At 75.6% G+C, this 13,014-nt stretch carries 11 protein-coding genes; 3 read left to right on the top strand and 8 right to left on the bottom strand.

The features are described 5' to 3' along the window. The first annotated feature begins 417 nt into the window (after positions 1 to 417). Positions 418 to 1,113 (top strand): M23 family metallopeptidase, encoded by a 696-nt coding sequence (locus ACSUPT_RS16910; protein WP_351964041.1) that lies wholly within the window; start codon positions 418 to 420, stop codon positions 1,111 to 1,113. A gap of 45 nt (positions 1,114 to 1,158) precedes the next feature. Here the strand turns inward: ACSUPT_RS16910 and cseC are convergent, their stop codons facing one another. The 6 genes from cseC to ACSUPT_RS16940 all read right to left on the bottom strand — a co-directional run bounded on the left by cseC (position 1,159) and on the right by ACSUPT_RS16940 (position 6,869). After that, positions 1,159 to 2,511 carry a two-component system sensor histidine kinase CseC gene (cseC, locus tag ACSUPT_RS16915; RefSeq protein WP_351964042.1) on the bottom strand — a complete coding sequence of 451 codons (1,353 nt, stop codon included), beginning with the start codon at positions 2,509 to 2,511 and terminating at the stop codon, positions 1,159 to 1,161. Between the two features lie 6 nt (positions 2,512 to 2,517). Beyond that, a complete protein-coding gene (gene cseB / locus ACSUPT_RS16920) occupies positions 2,518 to 3,225 on the bottom strand; it encodes a two-component system response regulator CseB (RefSeq protein WP_361656266.1) in 708 nt (235 codons plus the stop codon). 31 nt (positions 3,226 to 3,256) lie between these two features. After that, the gene (locus ACSUPT_RS16925; RefSeq protein WP_399219611.1) at positions 3,257 to 3,973 is read right to left on the bottom strand and encodes a hypothetical protein; all 717 of its coding nucleotides are present in this window, start codon (positions 3,971 to 3,973) and stop codon (positions 3,257 to 3,259) included. After that, positions 3,961 to 4,611 carry a SigE family RNA polymerase sigma factor gene (locus ACSUPT_RS16930; protein ID WP_351964045.1) on the bottom strand — a complete coding sequence of 217 codons (651 nt, stop codon included), beginning with the start codon at positions 4,609 to 4,611 and terminating at the stop codon, positions 3,961 to 3,963. The genes ACSUPT_RS16925 and ACSUPT_RS16930 overlap by 13 nt, the downstream gene beginning before the upstream one ends. A gap of 418 nt (positions 4,612 to 5,029) precedes the next feature. Next, on the bottom strand, positions 5,030 to 6,016 hold the full coding sequence (locus ACSUPT_RS16935) for an A/G-specific adenine glycosylase (RefSeq protein WP_351964046.1): 987 nt from the start codon (positions 6,014 to 6,016) through the stop codon (positions 5,030 to 5,032). Between the two features lie 166 nt (positions 6,017 to 6,182). Next, positions 6,183 to 6,869: a phosphatase PAP2 family protein gene (locus ACSUPT_RS16940; RefSeq protein WP_351964047.1), complete on the bottom strand. Its 687-nt coding sequence runs from the start codon at positions 6,867 to 6,869 to the stop codon at positions 6,183 to 6,185. A 170-nt stretch (positions 6,870 to 7,039) separates the two neighbouring features. On the opposite strand from ACSUPT_RS16940, the gene ACSUPT_RS16945 reads away from it, so the two are divergent. Then, complete coding sequence (locus tag ACSUPT_RS16945; RefSeq protein WP_436944819.1) at positions 7,040 to 7,912, top strand: hypothetical protein; 873 nt, start codon at positions 7,040 to 7,042, stop codon at positions 7,910 to 7,912. Between the two features lie 318 nt (positions 7,913 to 8,230). Here ACSUPT_RS16945 and disA read toward each other — a convergent pair whose 3' ends face one another. Beyond that, positions 8,231 to 9,352, bottom strand: coding sequence for a DNA integrity scanning diadenylate cyclase DisA (gene disA / locus ACSUPT_RS16950; protein WP_351964049.1), 1,122 nt, complete (start codon positions 9,350 to 9,352; stop codon positions 8,231 to 8,233). Positions 9,353 to 9,479: 127 nt separating this feature from the next. After that, the gene (radA, locus tag ACSUPT_RS16955; protein WP_351964050.1) at positions 9,480 to 10,907 is read right to left on the bottom strand and encodes a DNA repair protein RadA; all 1,428 of its coding nucleotides are present in this window, start codon (positions 10,905 to 10,907) and stop codon (positions 9,480 to 9,482) included. A 195-nt stretch (positions 10,908 to 11,102) separates the two neighbouring features. Here radA and ACSUPT_RS16960 point away from each other — a divergent pair, with 195 nt between their 5' ends. Continuing rightward, complete coding sequence (locus tag ACSUPT_RS16960; protein ID WP_436944822.1) at positions 11,103 to 12,917, top strand: BACON domain-containing protein; 1,815 nt, start codon at positions 11,103 to 11,105, stop codon at positions 12,915 to 12,917. The last annotated feature ends 97 nt before the right edge of the window (positions 12,918 to 13,014 follow it).

The following is a 13,014-nucleotide window of genomic DNA, read 5'->3' on the forward strand; positions in this document are numbered from 1 at the left end:
GCTCAGGAAGGAGGCGGGGCCCTTCCTGGTGACGATGCGCACAGGGCAATCCGGATGTACTAGGCGGAATAGTGCGCTGTTGCCCCGTTGCATCTTTTCCGCGGGTGCGCTTCCCGGAGGTGATCAAGCGCTCGGGCGGGGCCGCCGGCCGGGCGGGGGGCGCGTTGCGGGGTGACGGGGCCCGTCAGCCTTGGAGATGCGGGGAGAATGTCCTCTTTGGGGTGATATCTCAAGGGTGGTGAGGGGATCGCGCCGGGCGTCAAGTGTTCGCGTCACACACGGGGCACTACGACTGTATGTCGTAGAAACGGCGTTTGGGACATGCCGGGAGAAGCCGGTACCAAGGATGACCGAAGCCCGGTACGCCGCTCGTGCCGACGGCTCGGTCCCATCCCCCCACCCGGAGGTTCACCTCGTATGTCGCAGCGCGCCAAGCACCCCACCCGTAACGCCGTCGTCGCCCTCGCTGCCGCCGGCATGGGAGTCGCCACGGTGTTCGGAGCAGGTGCGTCGGCCGTCGCGGCCGAGGCCAAGGCTCCGCTCGCCATGGACACCGCCGGCGCCGTCGCCGCCCAGGCCCAGGCCCAGGCGCACGCCGCCCAGCAGGCCGCCAAGGCGAAGGCCGTCAAGGCCGCCGCGGTCAAGGCCGCCACCCAGAAGGCCGTCGCCGCCAAGAAGGCGAAGAAGAAGGCCCTCGGCTGGGTCAAGCCCGTCAACGGCTACACGCTGACCGCCAGCTACAACCAGGGCGGCGCCATGTGGGCGAGCAAGCACTCGGGCCAGGACTTCGCCGTCCCGGTCGGCACCCCCGTGAAGGCCACCCACAGCGGCATCGTCGTCAAGGCCGGCCCCAACGGCGGCGGCGACGGCCCGGCCTACGGCAACGCCATCGTCATCAAGCACTCCAACGGCACGTACTCCCAGTACGCGCACCTCTCGAAGATCAACGTGAAGATCGGCTCGAAGGTGAAGACCGGCCAGAACATCGCCCGGTCCGGCAACACCGGCAACTCCTCCGGCCCGCACCTGCACTTCGAGATCCGCACGACGCCGAACTACGGCTCGGCCGTCAACCCGGCGAAGTTCCTGCGCGCCGAGGGCGTCGTCCTCTAAGGACACCCCCGGCCGCGCGGACGCCCCCGCCCGTTCCCGTGAGGCTCAGTCCTCGTCCGGGAACGGGATCATCGGGAAGCTCCCCGTGTTCGTCGGAGCGTGCTCCGGCAGCCACAGCACAGCGATGGCACCGCCCGCCCCAGGGCCGGTGCCATCGGGCGTCTGCGGGCCGGGCCCCTCCGGCACCGCGGCGTTGCGGAAGGTGAGCCGGGCGCCCAGCACCCGCGCCTGGCCCGCCGCGATGGTCAGGCCCAGCCCGTGCCCGGCGCCCGCCCGGCCCCGGTCGCTGGCGCCCGTACGGAACCGGCTCGGCCCCTCGCGCAGCAGCGCCTCGGGGAACCCGGGCCCGTGGTCCCGTACCCGCAGGACCCGGCCCTCCACGGTCACCTCGACCGGCGGCCTGCCGTACTTGGCGGCGTTGGTCAGCAGATTGCCGAGAATGCGCTCCAGCCGGCGCGGGTCCGTGCTCACCCACGACTCGTGCACCACCCGCACCACCGCGTCCGGGTTCAGCAACGCCACCCGGCGGCTGACGAACTCGCCGAGCGCGATCTCCTGGAGCTCGGCCCGCTCCGACGCGCTGTCCAGCCGGGCCACCTCCAGCACGTCCTCCACCAGCGTGCGCATCGCCCGCGCCCGGTCCCGCACCAGCTCCGTCGGGCGGCCCGGCGGCAGCAGCTCGGCCGCCGTCAGCAGGCCCGTGACGGGGGTGCGCAGCTCGTGCGCGATGTCCGCCGTGACCCGCCGCTCCGCCTCGATCCGCTCGTGCAGGGCGTCCGTCAGGGCGTCCACCGCCCGCGCCAGCTCGTCCGTCTCATCGCGTACGACACCGCCGATCGCGTCCCGCACCCGCACGTCCGTGTTGCCCTGCGCGACCTTCCCGGCGGCCGCCGCGGCCTTCCGCAGCCGCCGCGACAGCTGCCCGCCGATCAGCACCCCGAGAGCCGACCCGGCGAACACCACCGACACCGAGCCGACGATCAGCGCCTCGTCCAGCCGCCGCATCACCGTCGCGCTGCGGTCCGCGAACGGCGTGTGCAGCGACAGCACGTCGCCGTTGCCCAGCGGCACCGCCGCCCACACGTCCGGCGCGCCGTCCGCGTGCTCCTCCACATACGTGCCCCGGTGCTTGCGCGCCATCAGCCGGTCCAGCTCGCGCGGCAGGTTCGGGTCGTTGAGCTTGGTGCCGAAGCGGGGCTCCTTCGGCTTGGACGCCTCGTACACGCGCTGTGCGAAGACGAGCCGCTCCATCTGCACCTCGCGGGCGTTGTCGAGCATCGACACCCGGGCGGCGTTGTGGACGACGAGGCTCAGCGCCATCGCGATCAGGGCGCCCACGCCGGCGATCGCGACGGAGATCTTCCACCGCACGCCCGTCCGCAGTGCAGGCTGCTTCATCCGTCGTCAGGCCTTGAGCTTGTATCCGAAGCCGCGGACGGTCTCGATCCGGTCCTGGCCGATCTTGGCGCGCAGCCGCTGCACATGGACGTCCACCACCCGCGTGTCACCGCCCCAGCCGTAGTCCCAGACCCGCTCCAGCAGCTTGTCCCGCGACAGCACGGTGCCCGGCGCGGACGAGAACTCCAGCAGCAGCCGCATCTCCGTCGGCGTGAGCGCGACCGGCTCCCCGCCCCGGCGCACCTCCATGCCCTCCGTGTCGACCTCCAGGTCCCCGAAGGCGAGCAGCCCGTGCTCGGCGCGCCCGCCCCGCCCGTCCGCGTCCGCGCCCGCGGCGCCGCCCGCGTTCTCGAAGCGGCGCAGCACGGCCCTGATCCGCGCCATCAGCACGGCCCCGTCGAACGGCTTGGTGACGTAGTCGTCGGCGCCCGCCTCCAGGCCCAGCACGACGTCGATCGAGTCAGCCCGCGCCGACAGCATGATCACCGGCACGGTCGACTCGTCCCGGATGCGGCGGCACAGGCTCACCCCGTCCATGCCGGGCAGCATCACGTCCAGCAGGGCGATGTCCGGCTGGCGCGCCCGGAACGCGTCAAGCCCGGACAGCCCGTCCGGCATCGCCGTGACCGTGAAGCCGTCCCGCTCCAGGGCCAGCTGCGTGGCCTCCCGGATGACGTCGTCGTCCTCCACGAACAGGACGTGCGTCTCCGCCATACCGCGCCCTCCCGCGCCCGTCGCCTCTGCTTCAGTTCTCACTCGGCCCGGTCGGCGCGGGACCGGTGATGTCCCCGCCCTCGACCGCCTTGCTGTACTCGTTGTGCACCACGTAGTGCTCGGTGAACCGGTCCGACGACCAGCGGTAGGTGATCACGTCCTCGCCGGACGGATAGGCGATCGGGTCGCCCTTCGCGTACACCTGCTTGGTCACGACCAGATCGCCCCGGTCGATCTCCGAGTAGACCGCCGGCTCCTCCAGCGCGAACACGTTCTCATACGACTTGTCCCGCAGCCGGTACACATAGGTGCCGACGCCCACCGCGTCGCCGCACGTCATGACGTTGACGACGACGTCGGCGACGCCCGTGCCGGTGAGGTTCCCGTACGAGGTGTCCACCGGGTAGGCGTCGGCCGCGCACGGCTTGAGGTCCCGCTTCACCTGCTCGCCGACCTTGGGGTCGGCCTTCAGCAGCGCGATCACGTCGACCCGCCGGAACGGCGAAGCGGCCGACGCGGACGCGCTGGGCCGGCCGGACGGGGCCGCCTGCTCCGCCGGGGCTGCGCCCTCGTCGCGTGTGCCGGTGCCCCCGGTGGAGCAGGCGGCCGTGAGCAGGCCGAGCACGCCTGCGGCGGCGAGCCCGGCCACCGCCGCTCTCCCCGCCGCTCTGCCGCCGCCGGGCTCCGGCGGGCGTGCGCCGCCGTTCCCGTGTGTGCCGCTCAGGCTGCTGCCGCTCAGGCCGCGCACCGCTCCTGCTCCTGTCCGTGACGCCGCTGCTCCACCACCCGCGCGCCGTGCCGCGGACGCCGGGCCCCGCCGCCGCGCCGGGCGCCCTCGACGGCGTGTCCGGCGCCCTCGGCGGCACGGTCGGTCCGCTCCAGGGCGCGGGCGTCGAGGTCCCGGCTCTCCAGCTCCTGGCGGAGCCGGGCGAGCGCGCGGTGCAGTGTGCTCTTCACCGTACCGGTCGACATGCCGAGCGCGGCGGCGGTCTCCTCGGTGCTCATCTGCTCCCAGTGGCGCAGCACGACGACGCTGCGCTGCTTCGGCGCGAGCACCTTCAGCACGTCCATCAGCAGCGCCCGGTCCGCGTGCTGCTCGGTGGCGTCGTCCACGGACGCGTCGGGCAGCTGCTCGGTGGGCACCTCCTCCAGCTTGCGGGCGCGCCACCACTCGGTCCGGGTGTTGATCATGACGCGGCGCAGGTAGGCGTCGGCGAGGGACTTGTCGGCTATGCCGTCCCAGCGGCCGAAGGTGCGGGCCAGCGCGGTCTGGAGGAGGTCCTGCGCGTCGACCGGGTCCGGTACCAGCCGCCGGGCGCTGCGCAGGAGGGCGTCCTGCCGCGTGCGTACGTACTCCTCGAATCCGAGCACCTCGCCGTGCGCCATCCGAACCGCCTCCGTTTCCCCGTGACAAGCCGTGGTCCCCGCAGCGCTCCCCGGCCCCTTCGGCCGGTGTCCCGCGCTGACATCACGAGAAGTTACGGAGCGCTTGTCACGGCACTGTGCGGTCCACCCTTCGGCGGGCGCACGGCTGTCCATCGGTTGTGTAACAGCGGCGTTGTCACAGCGGTGCGTGAGGGCGGGGACGCGGAGCGAGACGGTTGGCGCGGGAGGGGACACCGGGGCGGGAGCGGTGCGGTGAGGCACGCGGTGCGGGCGCGCCGTGGCGCGGGGCGGGCCCCATCGCGCGGCGGGCGGGGGCCGTGGCGCGGTCCCGGCCCGGTGCCTCGCCGGTGGCGCGGGGCGGGCCCGGTGGGGGCCGGGCTCGCAGCGGCGAGGGTGCGGTCCGGGGGGCCGGGGCCGGTCAGGCCGACGGGAGCCGGTAGCGGCCGCCGTCCAGCGGCTCCACCAGGCCGTCCGCGACCAGGCCGTCCAGGGCCCGCGCGCGCTGCACCGCGTCGTGCCACACGGCGTCCAGCGCGGACTGCGGCACCGGGCCGGTCGCCTCGCGCAGTACGGCGAGCAGCTTGCCCCGCACCTGCCGGTCGGTGCCCGCGTACGTCTGGCCGCGCCGGGGCGGGCCGTCGTGGGCGGGCTTCCCGGCCAGGCGCCAGGCGCACGCCCGCGCGATGGGGCAGCGCCCGCAGTCCTCGCCGCGCGCCGTGCACACCAGGGCGCCCAGCTCCATGGAGGCCGCCGCCCAGCGGGCCGCCGTCGCCTCGTCGTCGGGCAGGAGGGCGCGGGCGAGGCGGCGCTCGGCGGCGGTCGTGGCGTTCGGCGGGTACTGGACGCCGGTCACCGCGCGGGCGAAGACGCGGCGCACGTTGGTGTCCAGCACCGGATGCCGCCTGCCGTACGCGAACGACGCCACCGCCGCCGCCGTGTACTCCCCGATGCCGGGCAGCGCCAGCAGCTGGGCGTGGTCGTGGGGCACGTCGCCGCCGTGCCGTTCCGTTATGGCGACGGCCGCGCCGTGCAGCCGCAGCGCGCGGCGCGGGTAGCCGAGGCGGCCCCAGGCGCGGACCGCCTCGCCGGGCGCCTCGGCCGCCAGCGCGGCGGGGCGCGGCCAGCGGGCCATCCACTGCTCGTACACCGGCAGGACCCGGTTCACGGGCGTCTGCTGGAGCATGAACTCGCTGACCATCACACCCCAGGCGCCCGCCTCGGGGCGCCGCCAGGGCAGATCGCGCGCGTGCTGCTCGAACCAGGCGAGGACGGGCGTGTGGAGCCGCTCCGCCGCGCCCGGCACGACCGGCGCGGCGGGGGCGGACGCGGGGGACGGGGCGGCGGGGGCGGGGGAGGCCGGGGCCGGGGGGAGCGGGGCCGCTTCAGGAGTCTCGGTCGCAGTCATGACCCTCCGATCCTGACACGGCCGGTCCGGTTTTCCGCGCTCCCGCCCGCCGCGCCCCCCGGGAAGCCCCCGCCGCGGCCCCTCCCGGGGACCGGGCGGCGCCTCCTCCCGGAGACGGGCGGCGCCCCGGAGGCCTGGTGGCGCCCCGGAGGGCCGGCCGCGGTGGTCAGGACACCCGGCGGCGGCCCGACTCGCGGCGCGGGGCGGCACGCCGGCCGCGGGTGCGCTGCCGGGGCACCGCCGTCGCCAGGTCCACGTCGGGCCCGGGCCCGGCCAGCCACCGCGCGGCGCCCGAGCGGCTCGTCCGCATCGTCTCCACCAGCCGCTGGGCCGGGCCGGTCAGCAGCCGGACGAACAGGACGACCGCCAGCGCGCCCACGATCAGGCCCGCGGCGACGTCGTGCGGGTAGTGGACGCCCACGAACACCCGCGAGAACGCCATCACCACGGCCAGCGGCATCGTCAGCCACGCGATGCGCCGCCACGCCAGCGCCAGCGCCATCGCGGACGCGCCGGCGATGGCCGAGTGGTTGCTCGGGAACGACCAGTCCCCGTACGGCGGGCACTCGGCGATCGAGGCGACGGCGCCCACCACGGCCCGGCACGGCCTCTCCTCGTCCACCAGCGACTTCAGCGTCTCGCTGACGACGTAGCCGAAGGCGGTGGCGACCGGCGCGAGCGCGGCGACGGCCACCGCCCGCCCGTCGGCGGGGCGCACCCGCCACCAGGCGACGACGAACAGCACGCCGAATATCAGCAGTCCGGCGTCGGTGCCGATCTCGGCGGTGACGTGCACCCAGGCCGGTGTGTCCCGGGCGAAGTCGGTGACGGTGCGATAGAGGTCCTCACTCATGAGGACGGACGGTACCCGGCCCCCGGAACCACCCGTTCGGCGCCATCCACCGAAGACGCGCGCGGCGGGTGCTCGCAAACCGGCCACGGAGATGTGATCATCGGCAAAATCTGGCGTACCAGCGGCGGGTGGGGCGGGAGTTGGCGCCGATCTCTCGTACAGTTTTCGCCGTGGGATCTCTGCGCAATCCGGTCGGGCCGCTTCCCTCCTCCATCTACTGGCGGCGGAGGGCGGTCGTCGCGGCCGTGATCGCGCTGCTCGCCGTGCTGATCGTATGGTTCGTCAGCTCGCGTGACGGCGGCTCCCGGCCGGGTGCCGACGGCGCCAACGCCGGCTCGCCCGCCCCGTCCATCACGCCGGGCCCCTCGCCCTCCGGTTCCGCCATCAGCGCGCAGCCCGGTGGCCGCGACGAGGCCGGCGCCTCCGAGAGCCCCGGCGCCACGGGCGGTTCCGGTTCGAGCGGTTCCGGTACGGGGCCGGGCACGGGCGGTTCCGGCACGGGTGCCGTCGGCGGCTCCGCGGGCTCCGGCACGGGCGGCGGCGCGGGCTCCGGTTCCGGCGGCGCGGGCACGGGCGGCGCGGGCGGCGCGGGCGGCTCCGGTACGGGCTCGGCCCAGCGGGTCCCGGCCGACTCGCCGCTGCCGAACTGCGCGCCGGGCGCCCTGCAGCTGACGCTGAGCAGCACCCAGGTCTCGTACGCGCCGGGGGAGAAGCCGCGGTTCCGGCTGACCGCGCGGAACAGCTCCGGCGCCGGCTGCAAGACCGACCTGGGCCCCGCGACGGCCGTCCTGACGATCAGTGACGAGGCGGGCGACGAGATCTGGTCGTCCAAGGACTGCCCCAAGGGCCCCGGCAGCGTGTACGTCGCCGTGCCGGGCGGGGGCACCGCCACGTACGTGATCGAGTGGGACCGCCGCCACAGCGCGCCCCGCTGCGCCACGCCGCCGGTGAAGACGGCGGGCCCCGGCACCTATCTGGCGGAGGCCACCGTGCCGGGCGTCAAGGGCGTGCTGCGGTCGTCCATCACGCTGGCGAAGGACTGAGCGGCCCGGTCCGGGGGCCTTCGGGGCCGTTGGGGTCCGTCGCCCGTTGGGGCGGTCCGCCGCCCCTGCGGGCGGGTCCGCGGGCCCGACCTGGGGTCCCGGGTCGGCGAGGTCCTCGGGTGTCCGTCGGAGCCCGTCGGTTCCTTCCGGGCCGCCCGGTCCCATCGGGACGCCCGGACCTGCCGGGTCGTCCGGTCCTATCGGGTCGTCCGGACCTGCCGGGCCGCCCGGTCCTATCGGGACGCCCGGACCTGCCGGAGCGTCAGTCCGGGCGAGCCGTCGGGATCCCGGGTGTGGGTGCCCGAGGGCCTGGAGGGCTCAGACGTACCGTTCGAGGATCGACGACTCGGCCAGCCGCGACAGGCCCTCGCGGACGCTGCGGGCGCGGGCCTCGCCGACGCCGTCCACGGTCTGCAGGTCGTCCACGCTCGCGGCGAGCAGCTTCTGCAGCCCGCCGAAGTGCTCCACGAGCCGCTCGATGATCGCGCCGGGCAGGCGCGGGACCTTCGCCAGCAGGCGGTAGCCGCGCGGCGACACGGCCGAGTCGAGGGTCTCGGGCGAACCGCTGTAGCCGAGCGCGCGGGCCACCGTCGGCAGCTCCAGCAGCTCCGCGTGGGACAGCGCGTCCAGCTCGGTCAGCGCCTCCGCGACCGTACGGGACCGCTTCGCGGTCGGCTCGGGCACGTAGTCCCGTACGACCAGCTCGCGCTCGGGCTCCACGCCCGCGATCAGCTCGTCCAGCTGGAGCGCCAGGAGGCGGCCGTCGGTGCCGAGCTCGACCACGTACTCCGCGATCTCCGTGGCGATCCGGCGGACCATCTCCAGGCGCTGCGCGACGGCGGTGACGTCCCGGACGGTGACCAGGTCCTCGATCTCCAGCGCGGAGAGCGTGCCCGCCACCTCGTCCAGGCGCAGCTTGTACCGCTCCAGCGTGGCCAGGGCCTGGTTCGCGCGCGACAGGATCGCGGCGGATTCCTCCAGGACGCGGCGCTCGCCGTCCACGTACAGGGCGATCAGCCGCATCGACTGCGACACGGAGATCACCGGGAAGCCGCACTGCTTGGAGACCCGGTCCGCCGTGCGGTGCCGGGTGCCGGTCTCCTCGGTCGGGATGGACGCGTCCGGGACCAGCTGGACGCCGGCACGGAGGATCTTGGTGATGTCCTTGTCGAGGATGAGCGCGCCGTCGAGCTTGCACAGCTCGCGCAGACGGGTCGCGGTGAACTCGACGTTCAGCACGAAACCGCCGGTGCACATGGACTCGACCGTCTTGTCCATGCCGAGGACGATCAGACCGCCCGTGTTGCCGCGGAGGATGCGCTCCAGACCGTCCCGGAGCGCCGTGCCGGGGGCGACCGCGCTGAGGGACGCGCGCATCAGCGCTTCGTTGCCGGAGCCTCCGCCCGACTTTCCGGGTGTTGCCCGGTCGTTGGCTGCCACTGCACTCCTCCGGCTCGTACGGGTGGGCGAGACCAGCCCAAAGTCTAGCGACCCGCACCGCGGCAGTGGCTCGGCCGAGGAATCCCCCCTGCCCCGGACCGGCCCTTAGCCCGCCCGGCGCCGGCCCCTAGCCCTCCGCCGCGGCCGCCTTGCCCGCCCCCGCGGAGGCGCCCTGGCCGCGGCGCGTGCGGGGGAGGACCCGCAGGGCGTCGCCCACGTCGGCGACCTCGATGACCCGCATCCCGGCGGGCACCTTCCCCGGGTCCGTCGGGACCAGCGCGTGGGTGAAGCCCAGCCGGTGCGCCTCGGCCAGGCGCCGCTGCACGCCCGTCACGCGCCGCACCTCCCCGGCGAGCCCGACCTCGCCGATGGCCACCAGGTTCTTCGGCAGCGGTGTGTCGGACGCCGCGGACGCCAGCGCCAGCGCGATCGCCAGGTCCGCCGCCGGCTCGGACAGCCGTACGCCGCCGACCGTCGCGCTGTAGATGTCCCGCTTGCCCAGCGCGCTGATCCGCCCGCGCTGCTCCAGCACCGCCAGCATCATCGACACCCGGGACGTCTCCAGACCGGAGGTCGTGCGCCGCGGAGAGGGGATCTGCGAGTCGACCGTCAGCGCCTGGACCTCCGCGACCAGCGGCCGCCGCCCCTCCAGCGTCACCGTCAGGCAGGTGCCCGGCACGGGCTCGGCGCGGCGGGTCAGGAACAGGCCGCTGGGGTCGGCCAGGCCCACGATGCCCTCGTCGTGCAGCTCGAAGCAGCCCACCTCGTCGGTCGCCCCGTACCGGTTCTTCACGCCCCGCACCAGCCGCAGGCGCGCGTGCCGGTCGCCCTCGAAGTGCAGCACCACGTCCACCAGGTGCTCCAGCAGGCGGGGCCCCGCGATGGCGCCGTCCTTCGTGACGTGGCCGACCAGCAGCGTGGCCATGCCCCGCTCCTTGGACGCCCGGATCAGCGCACCGGCCACCTCCCTCACCTGCGCCATGCCGCCCGGCGCCCCGTCGATCTCCGGGGACGCCACGGTCTGCACCGAGTCGAGGATCAGCAGGGACGGCTTCACCGCGTCCAGGTGGCCCAGCACCGCCGACAGGTCCGTCTCCGCCGCCAGGTACAGATGGTCGTGGAGCGCCCCGATCCGGTCGGCCCGCAGCCGCACCTGGCTCGCCGACTCCTCACCCGTCACATACAGCGTCGGGTGCTCGGAGCTCGCCGCCTTCGCCGCCACGTCCAGCAGCAGCGTCGACTTGCCGACGCCGGGCTCGCCCGCGAGCAGCACCACCGCGCCGGGCACGAGCCCCCCGCCCAGCACCCGGTCCAGCTCGTCCACGCCCGTCGAGCGGGCCGTGGCCTGCCGCCCGTCGACCTGCCCGATCGGCACGGCCGCCGTCGACACCGGCCCCGCGGCCGTGGTCCGGACGGCGGGCGCGCCGCCGTACTCCTCCACCGTCCCCCACGCCTGGCACTCGGGGCAGCGGCCGAGCCACTTGGCGGTCGTCCAGCCGCACTCGGTGCAGCGGTAGGACGGCCGGTCCTTGGAGGATTTCGTACGGGCAGCCATGCGGCCCACCGTAGCGGCCGCCACTGACAGCGGGCCCTGCGCACCCGGGCGCCCTCCCGCGGGCCGCCCCTGTAGGACCGACACAGGACATTGGCAAATCCCGCTGTCCTCTTTTGAGGGATACGTTCACCCATAAGGCTTAAAAGCGCGCGGGGAGTACGGGGGGTGTGCCTCGGTCGGCCTACGGTCGTCCGGGTGACGAGCAGCAGGCTGGAGCACCCCACGAACACCACCGGCGCACACCGGACGCGGCGCCGCGCGCCCCGGAGCGGGCCCCGGAGCGGGCACCGCTCGGTCGCGCAGCGTCCCCCCGCCCGGTACGAGCCCTACCTGGACGGCCTGTTCACCTACTGCCTGTCCGTGCTGTGCGACCACGACGCGGCGACCGCCGTCCTCGGTGAGGCCCTGGCCGTCGCGGAGCGCCAGCACGGGCGCTGTCCGGCCGACCCGTCGCTGCGCAAGGCGTGGCTGTACGCGCTCGCCCGCTGGGCCTGCCTGCGCGAGCTGGCCCGGCGGCGGCGCGCCCGGCACAGCGGCGCGCCCTCCCGGAGCCCCGCGCCGCCGGACGCCCCGCACGCCCCTTGGCCCGCGCCCGCGCCCCTTTCCGCGCCGCCCGCGCCCCGCCCGTCCGAGTCCGCCGGCCCCCAGGTGCTTCCGCACGCCCCCCTCCCCCCGGAGGAGTCCGAGCGGCGCCGCGCCGAGCTGGCCCGCCTGGCCTGGCCGGAGGCCGCGGGCACCACCCCGGAGCAGCGCGAGGCCCTGGAGCTGGCGGTACGGCACCAGATGGGCGCCGCCGAGGTCGGCGCCGTGCTCGGCATGGCCCCGCAGGCCGCCCGGGAGCTGCTGTCCGCCGCCGCGTGCGAGGTGGAGCGCACCCGCGCCGCCCTGGCCGTCGTCGAGACCGGCACGTGCCCCGCCGTGGCCCGGCTGACCGGCGACCACCGGGTGCTGCTCTCCGCGGCGCTGCGCCGGGAACTGGTGCGCCATGTGGACGACTGCCCGCAGTGCCGCCGCAGCGCCGAACGCGCCGAGGCCGCCGGGCCCTGGCCCGGCTCCACGGTCACCCCCGCCACCCTCCCGCTGGTGCCGGCGCCCCGCCAGGCGGTGCGCGCCGCGATGCTCCACGCCCCCCGCACGCGCGGCGCGGGACCGCGTTTCGGGCGGGACGGGTTCCCCCTCGACCCCAAGGACCAGGCCGCGCGCCGCGACCGGATGCGCGCCCGCGCGGTGACCACCACCGTCGTCGCCACCGTCGTCGCGGCGCCCGTACTCGCGCTGTGGGCGGCGTACCGGGGCGACGCGGAGCTCGGCGACGGGCGCGGCGACCCGGCGTTCAGCGCCACCGACGAGGCGGCCGGCAGGTCCGCGAGCGGCCACTACGCGAACGCGGGCAGCGCCCACGCCGACCCCCGGTTCCGTACGCCCCGGCAGGCGCCGGACGTCTCCGTCGAGGTGATCGGCGGCGGCTCGGCCCCCTCGCCCGCGCTCTCCGGCCGCACCGGCCCCGGCCGCGTCACGGTGGCCGCCCGGCCGTACGGCGACGCCACGATGCTCACGCTCACCGCGAGCGGCGAGGGGCCGGTCGACTGGTCCCTGTGGACCGACGCCCCCTGGCTGTACGCGACCCGCACGTCCGGCACGCTGGAGCCGGGCCGCTCCGTCACGGTGTACGTCTCCGTCGACCGCGCCCGCGAACCGCTCGGCCCCTGGAGCGCCCGCATCCACGTCAGCCCCTCCGGCGCGGTCGTCTCGCTCACCGGGTACGGCACGGGGGAGCGCCCCGGCGCCCCGGACCGCCCGAGGCCGCCCAGCCGGCCCACGGCGCCGCCCAGCGGCCCGCCGGTCACCGACCCGGGCCCGGCGCCCACCGGACCGCCCGCCACGAGCGAACCGCCCCCGGCGACGGAGCCGCCGCCGCCCTCCGCACCGCCGACGCCGACGGACACCCCGCCCCCGGCGTCGGAACCGCCCGCCTCGGAACCCCCCGCGTCGGACCCGCAGCCGCAGTGACCCGGCTCGCGGGCGGCGGTGCCCCGGCCCCGGCCGACCATCCGACGCGCCCGCCCACGGGCCGCCGGGATCCGTCAGCCGCCGGGGCGCACCTGGC

It is taken from the genome of Streptomyces sp. SudanB25_2051, from assembly GCF_964272635.1.
Lineage (GTDB): Bacteria > Actinomycetota > Actinomycetes > Streptomycetales > Streptomycetaceae > Streptomyces.

What these genes read in the sequence shown, in the direction of transcription:
- radA (WP_351964050.1), bottom strand. Translation starts at nt 10,907, where the DNA reads ATGGCTGCCCGTACGAAATCCTCCAAGGACCGGCCGTCCTACCGCTGC.
- ACSUPT_RS16930 (WP_351964045.1), bottom strand. Translation starts at nt 4,611, where the DNA reads ATGGCGCACGGCGAGGTGCTCGGATTCGAGGAGTACGTACGCACGCGG.
- ACSUPT_RS16935 (WP_351964046.1), bottom strand. Translation starts at nt 6,016, where the DNA reads ATGACTGCGACCGAGACTCCTGAAGCGGCCCCGCTCCCCCCGGCCCCG.
- cseC (WP_351964042.1), bottom strand. Translation starts at nt 2,511, where the DNA reads ATGAAGCAGCCTGCACTGCGGACGGGCGTGCGGTGGAAGATCTCCGTC.
- cseB (WP_361656266.1), bottom strand. Translation starts at nt 3,225, where the DNA reads ATGGCGGAGACGCACGTCCTGTTCGTGGAGGACGACGACGTCATCCGG.
- ACSUPT_RS16940 (WP_351964047.1), bottom strand. Translation starts at nt 6,869, where the DNA reads ATGAGTGAGGACCTCTATCGCACCGTCACCGACTTCGCCCGGGACACA.
- ACSUPT_RS16910 (WP_351964041.1), top strand. Translation starts at nt 418, where the DNA reads ATGTCGCAGCGCGCCAAGCACCCCACCCGTAACGCCGTCGTCGCCCTC.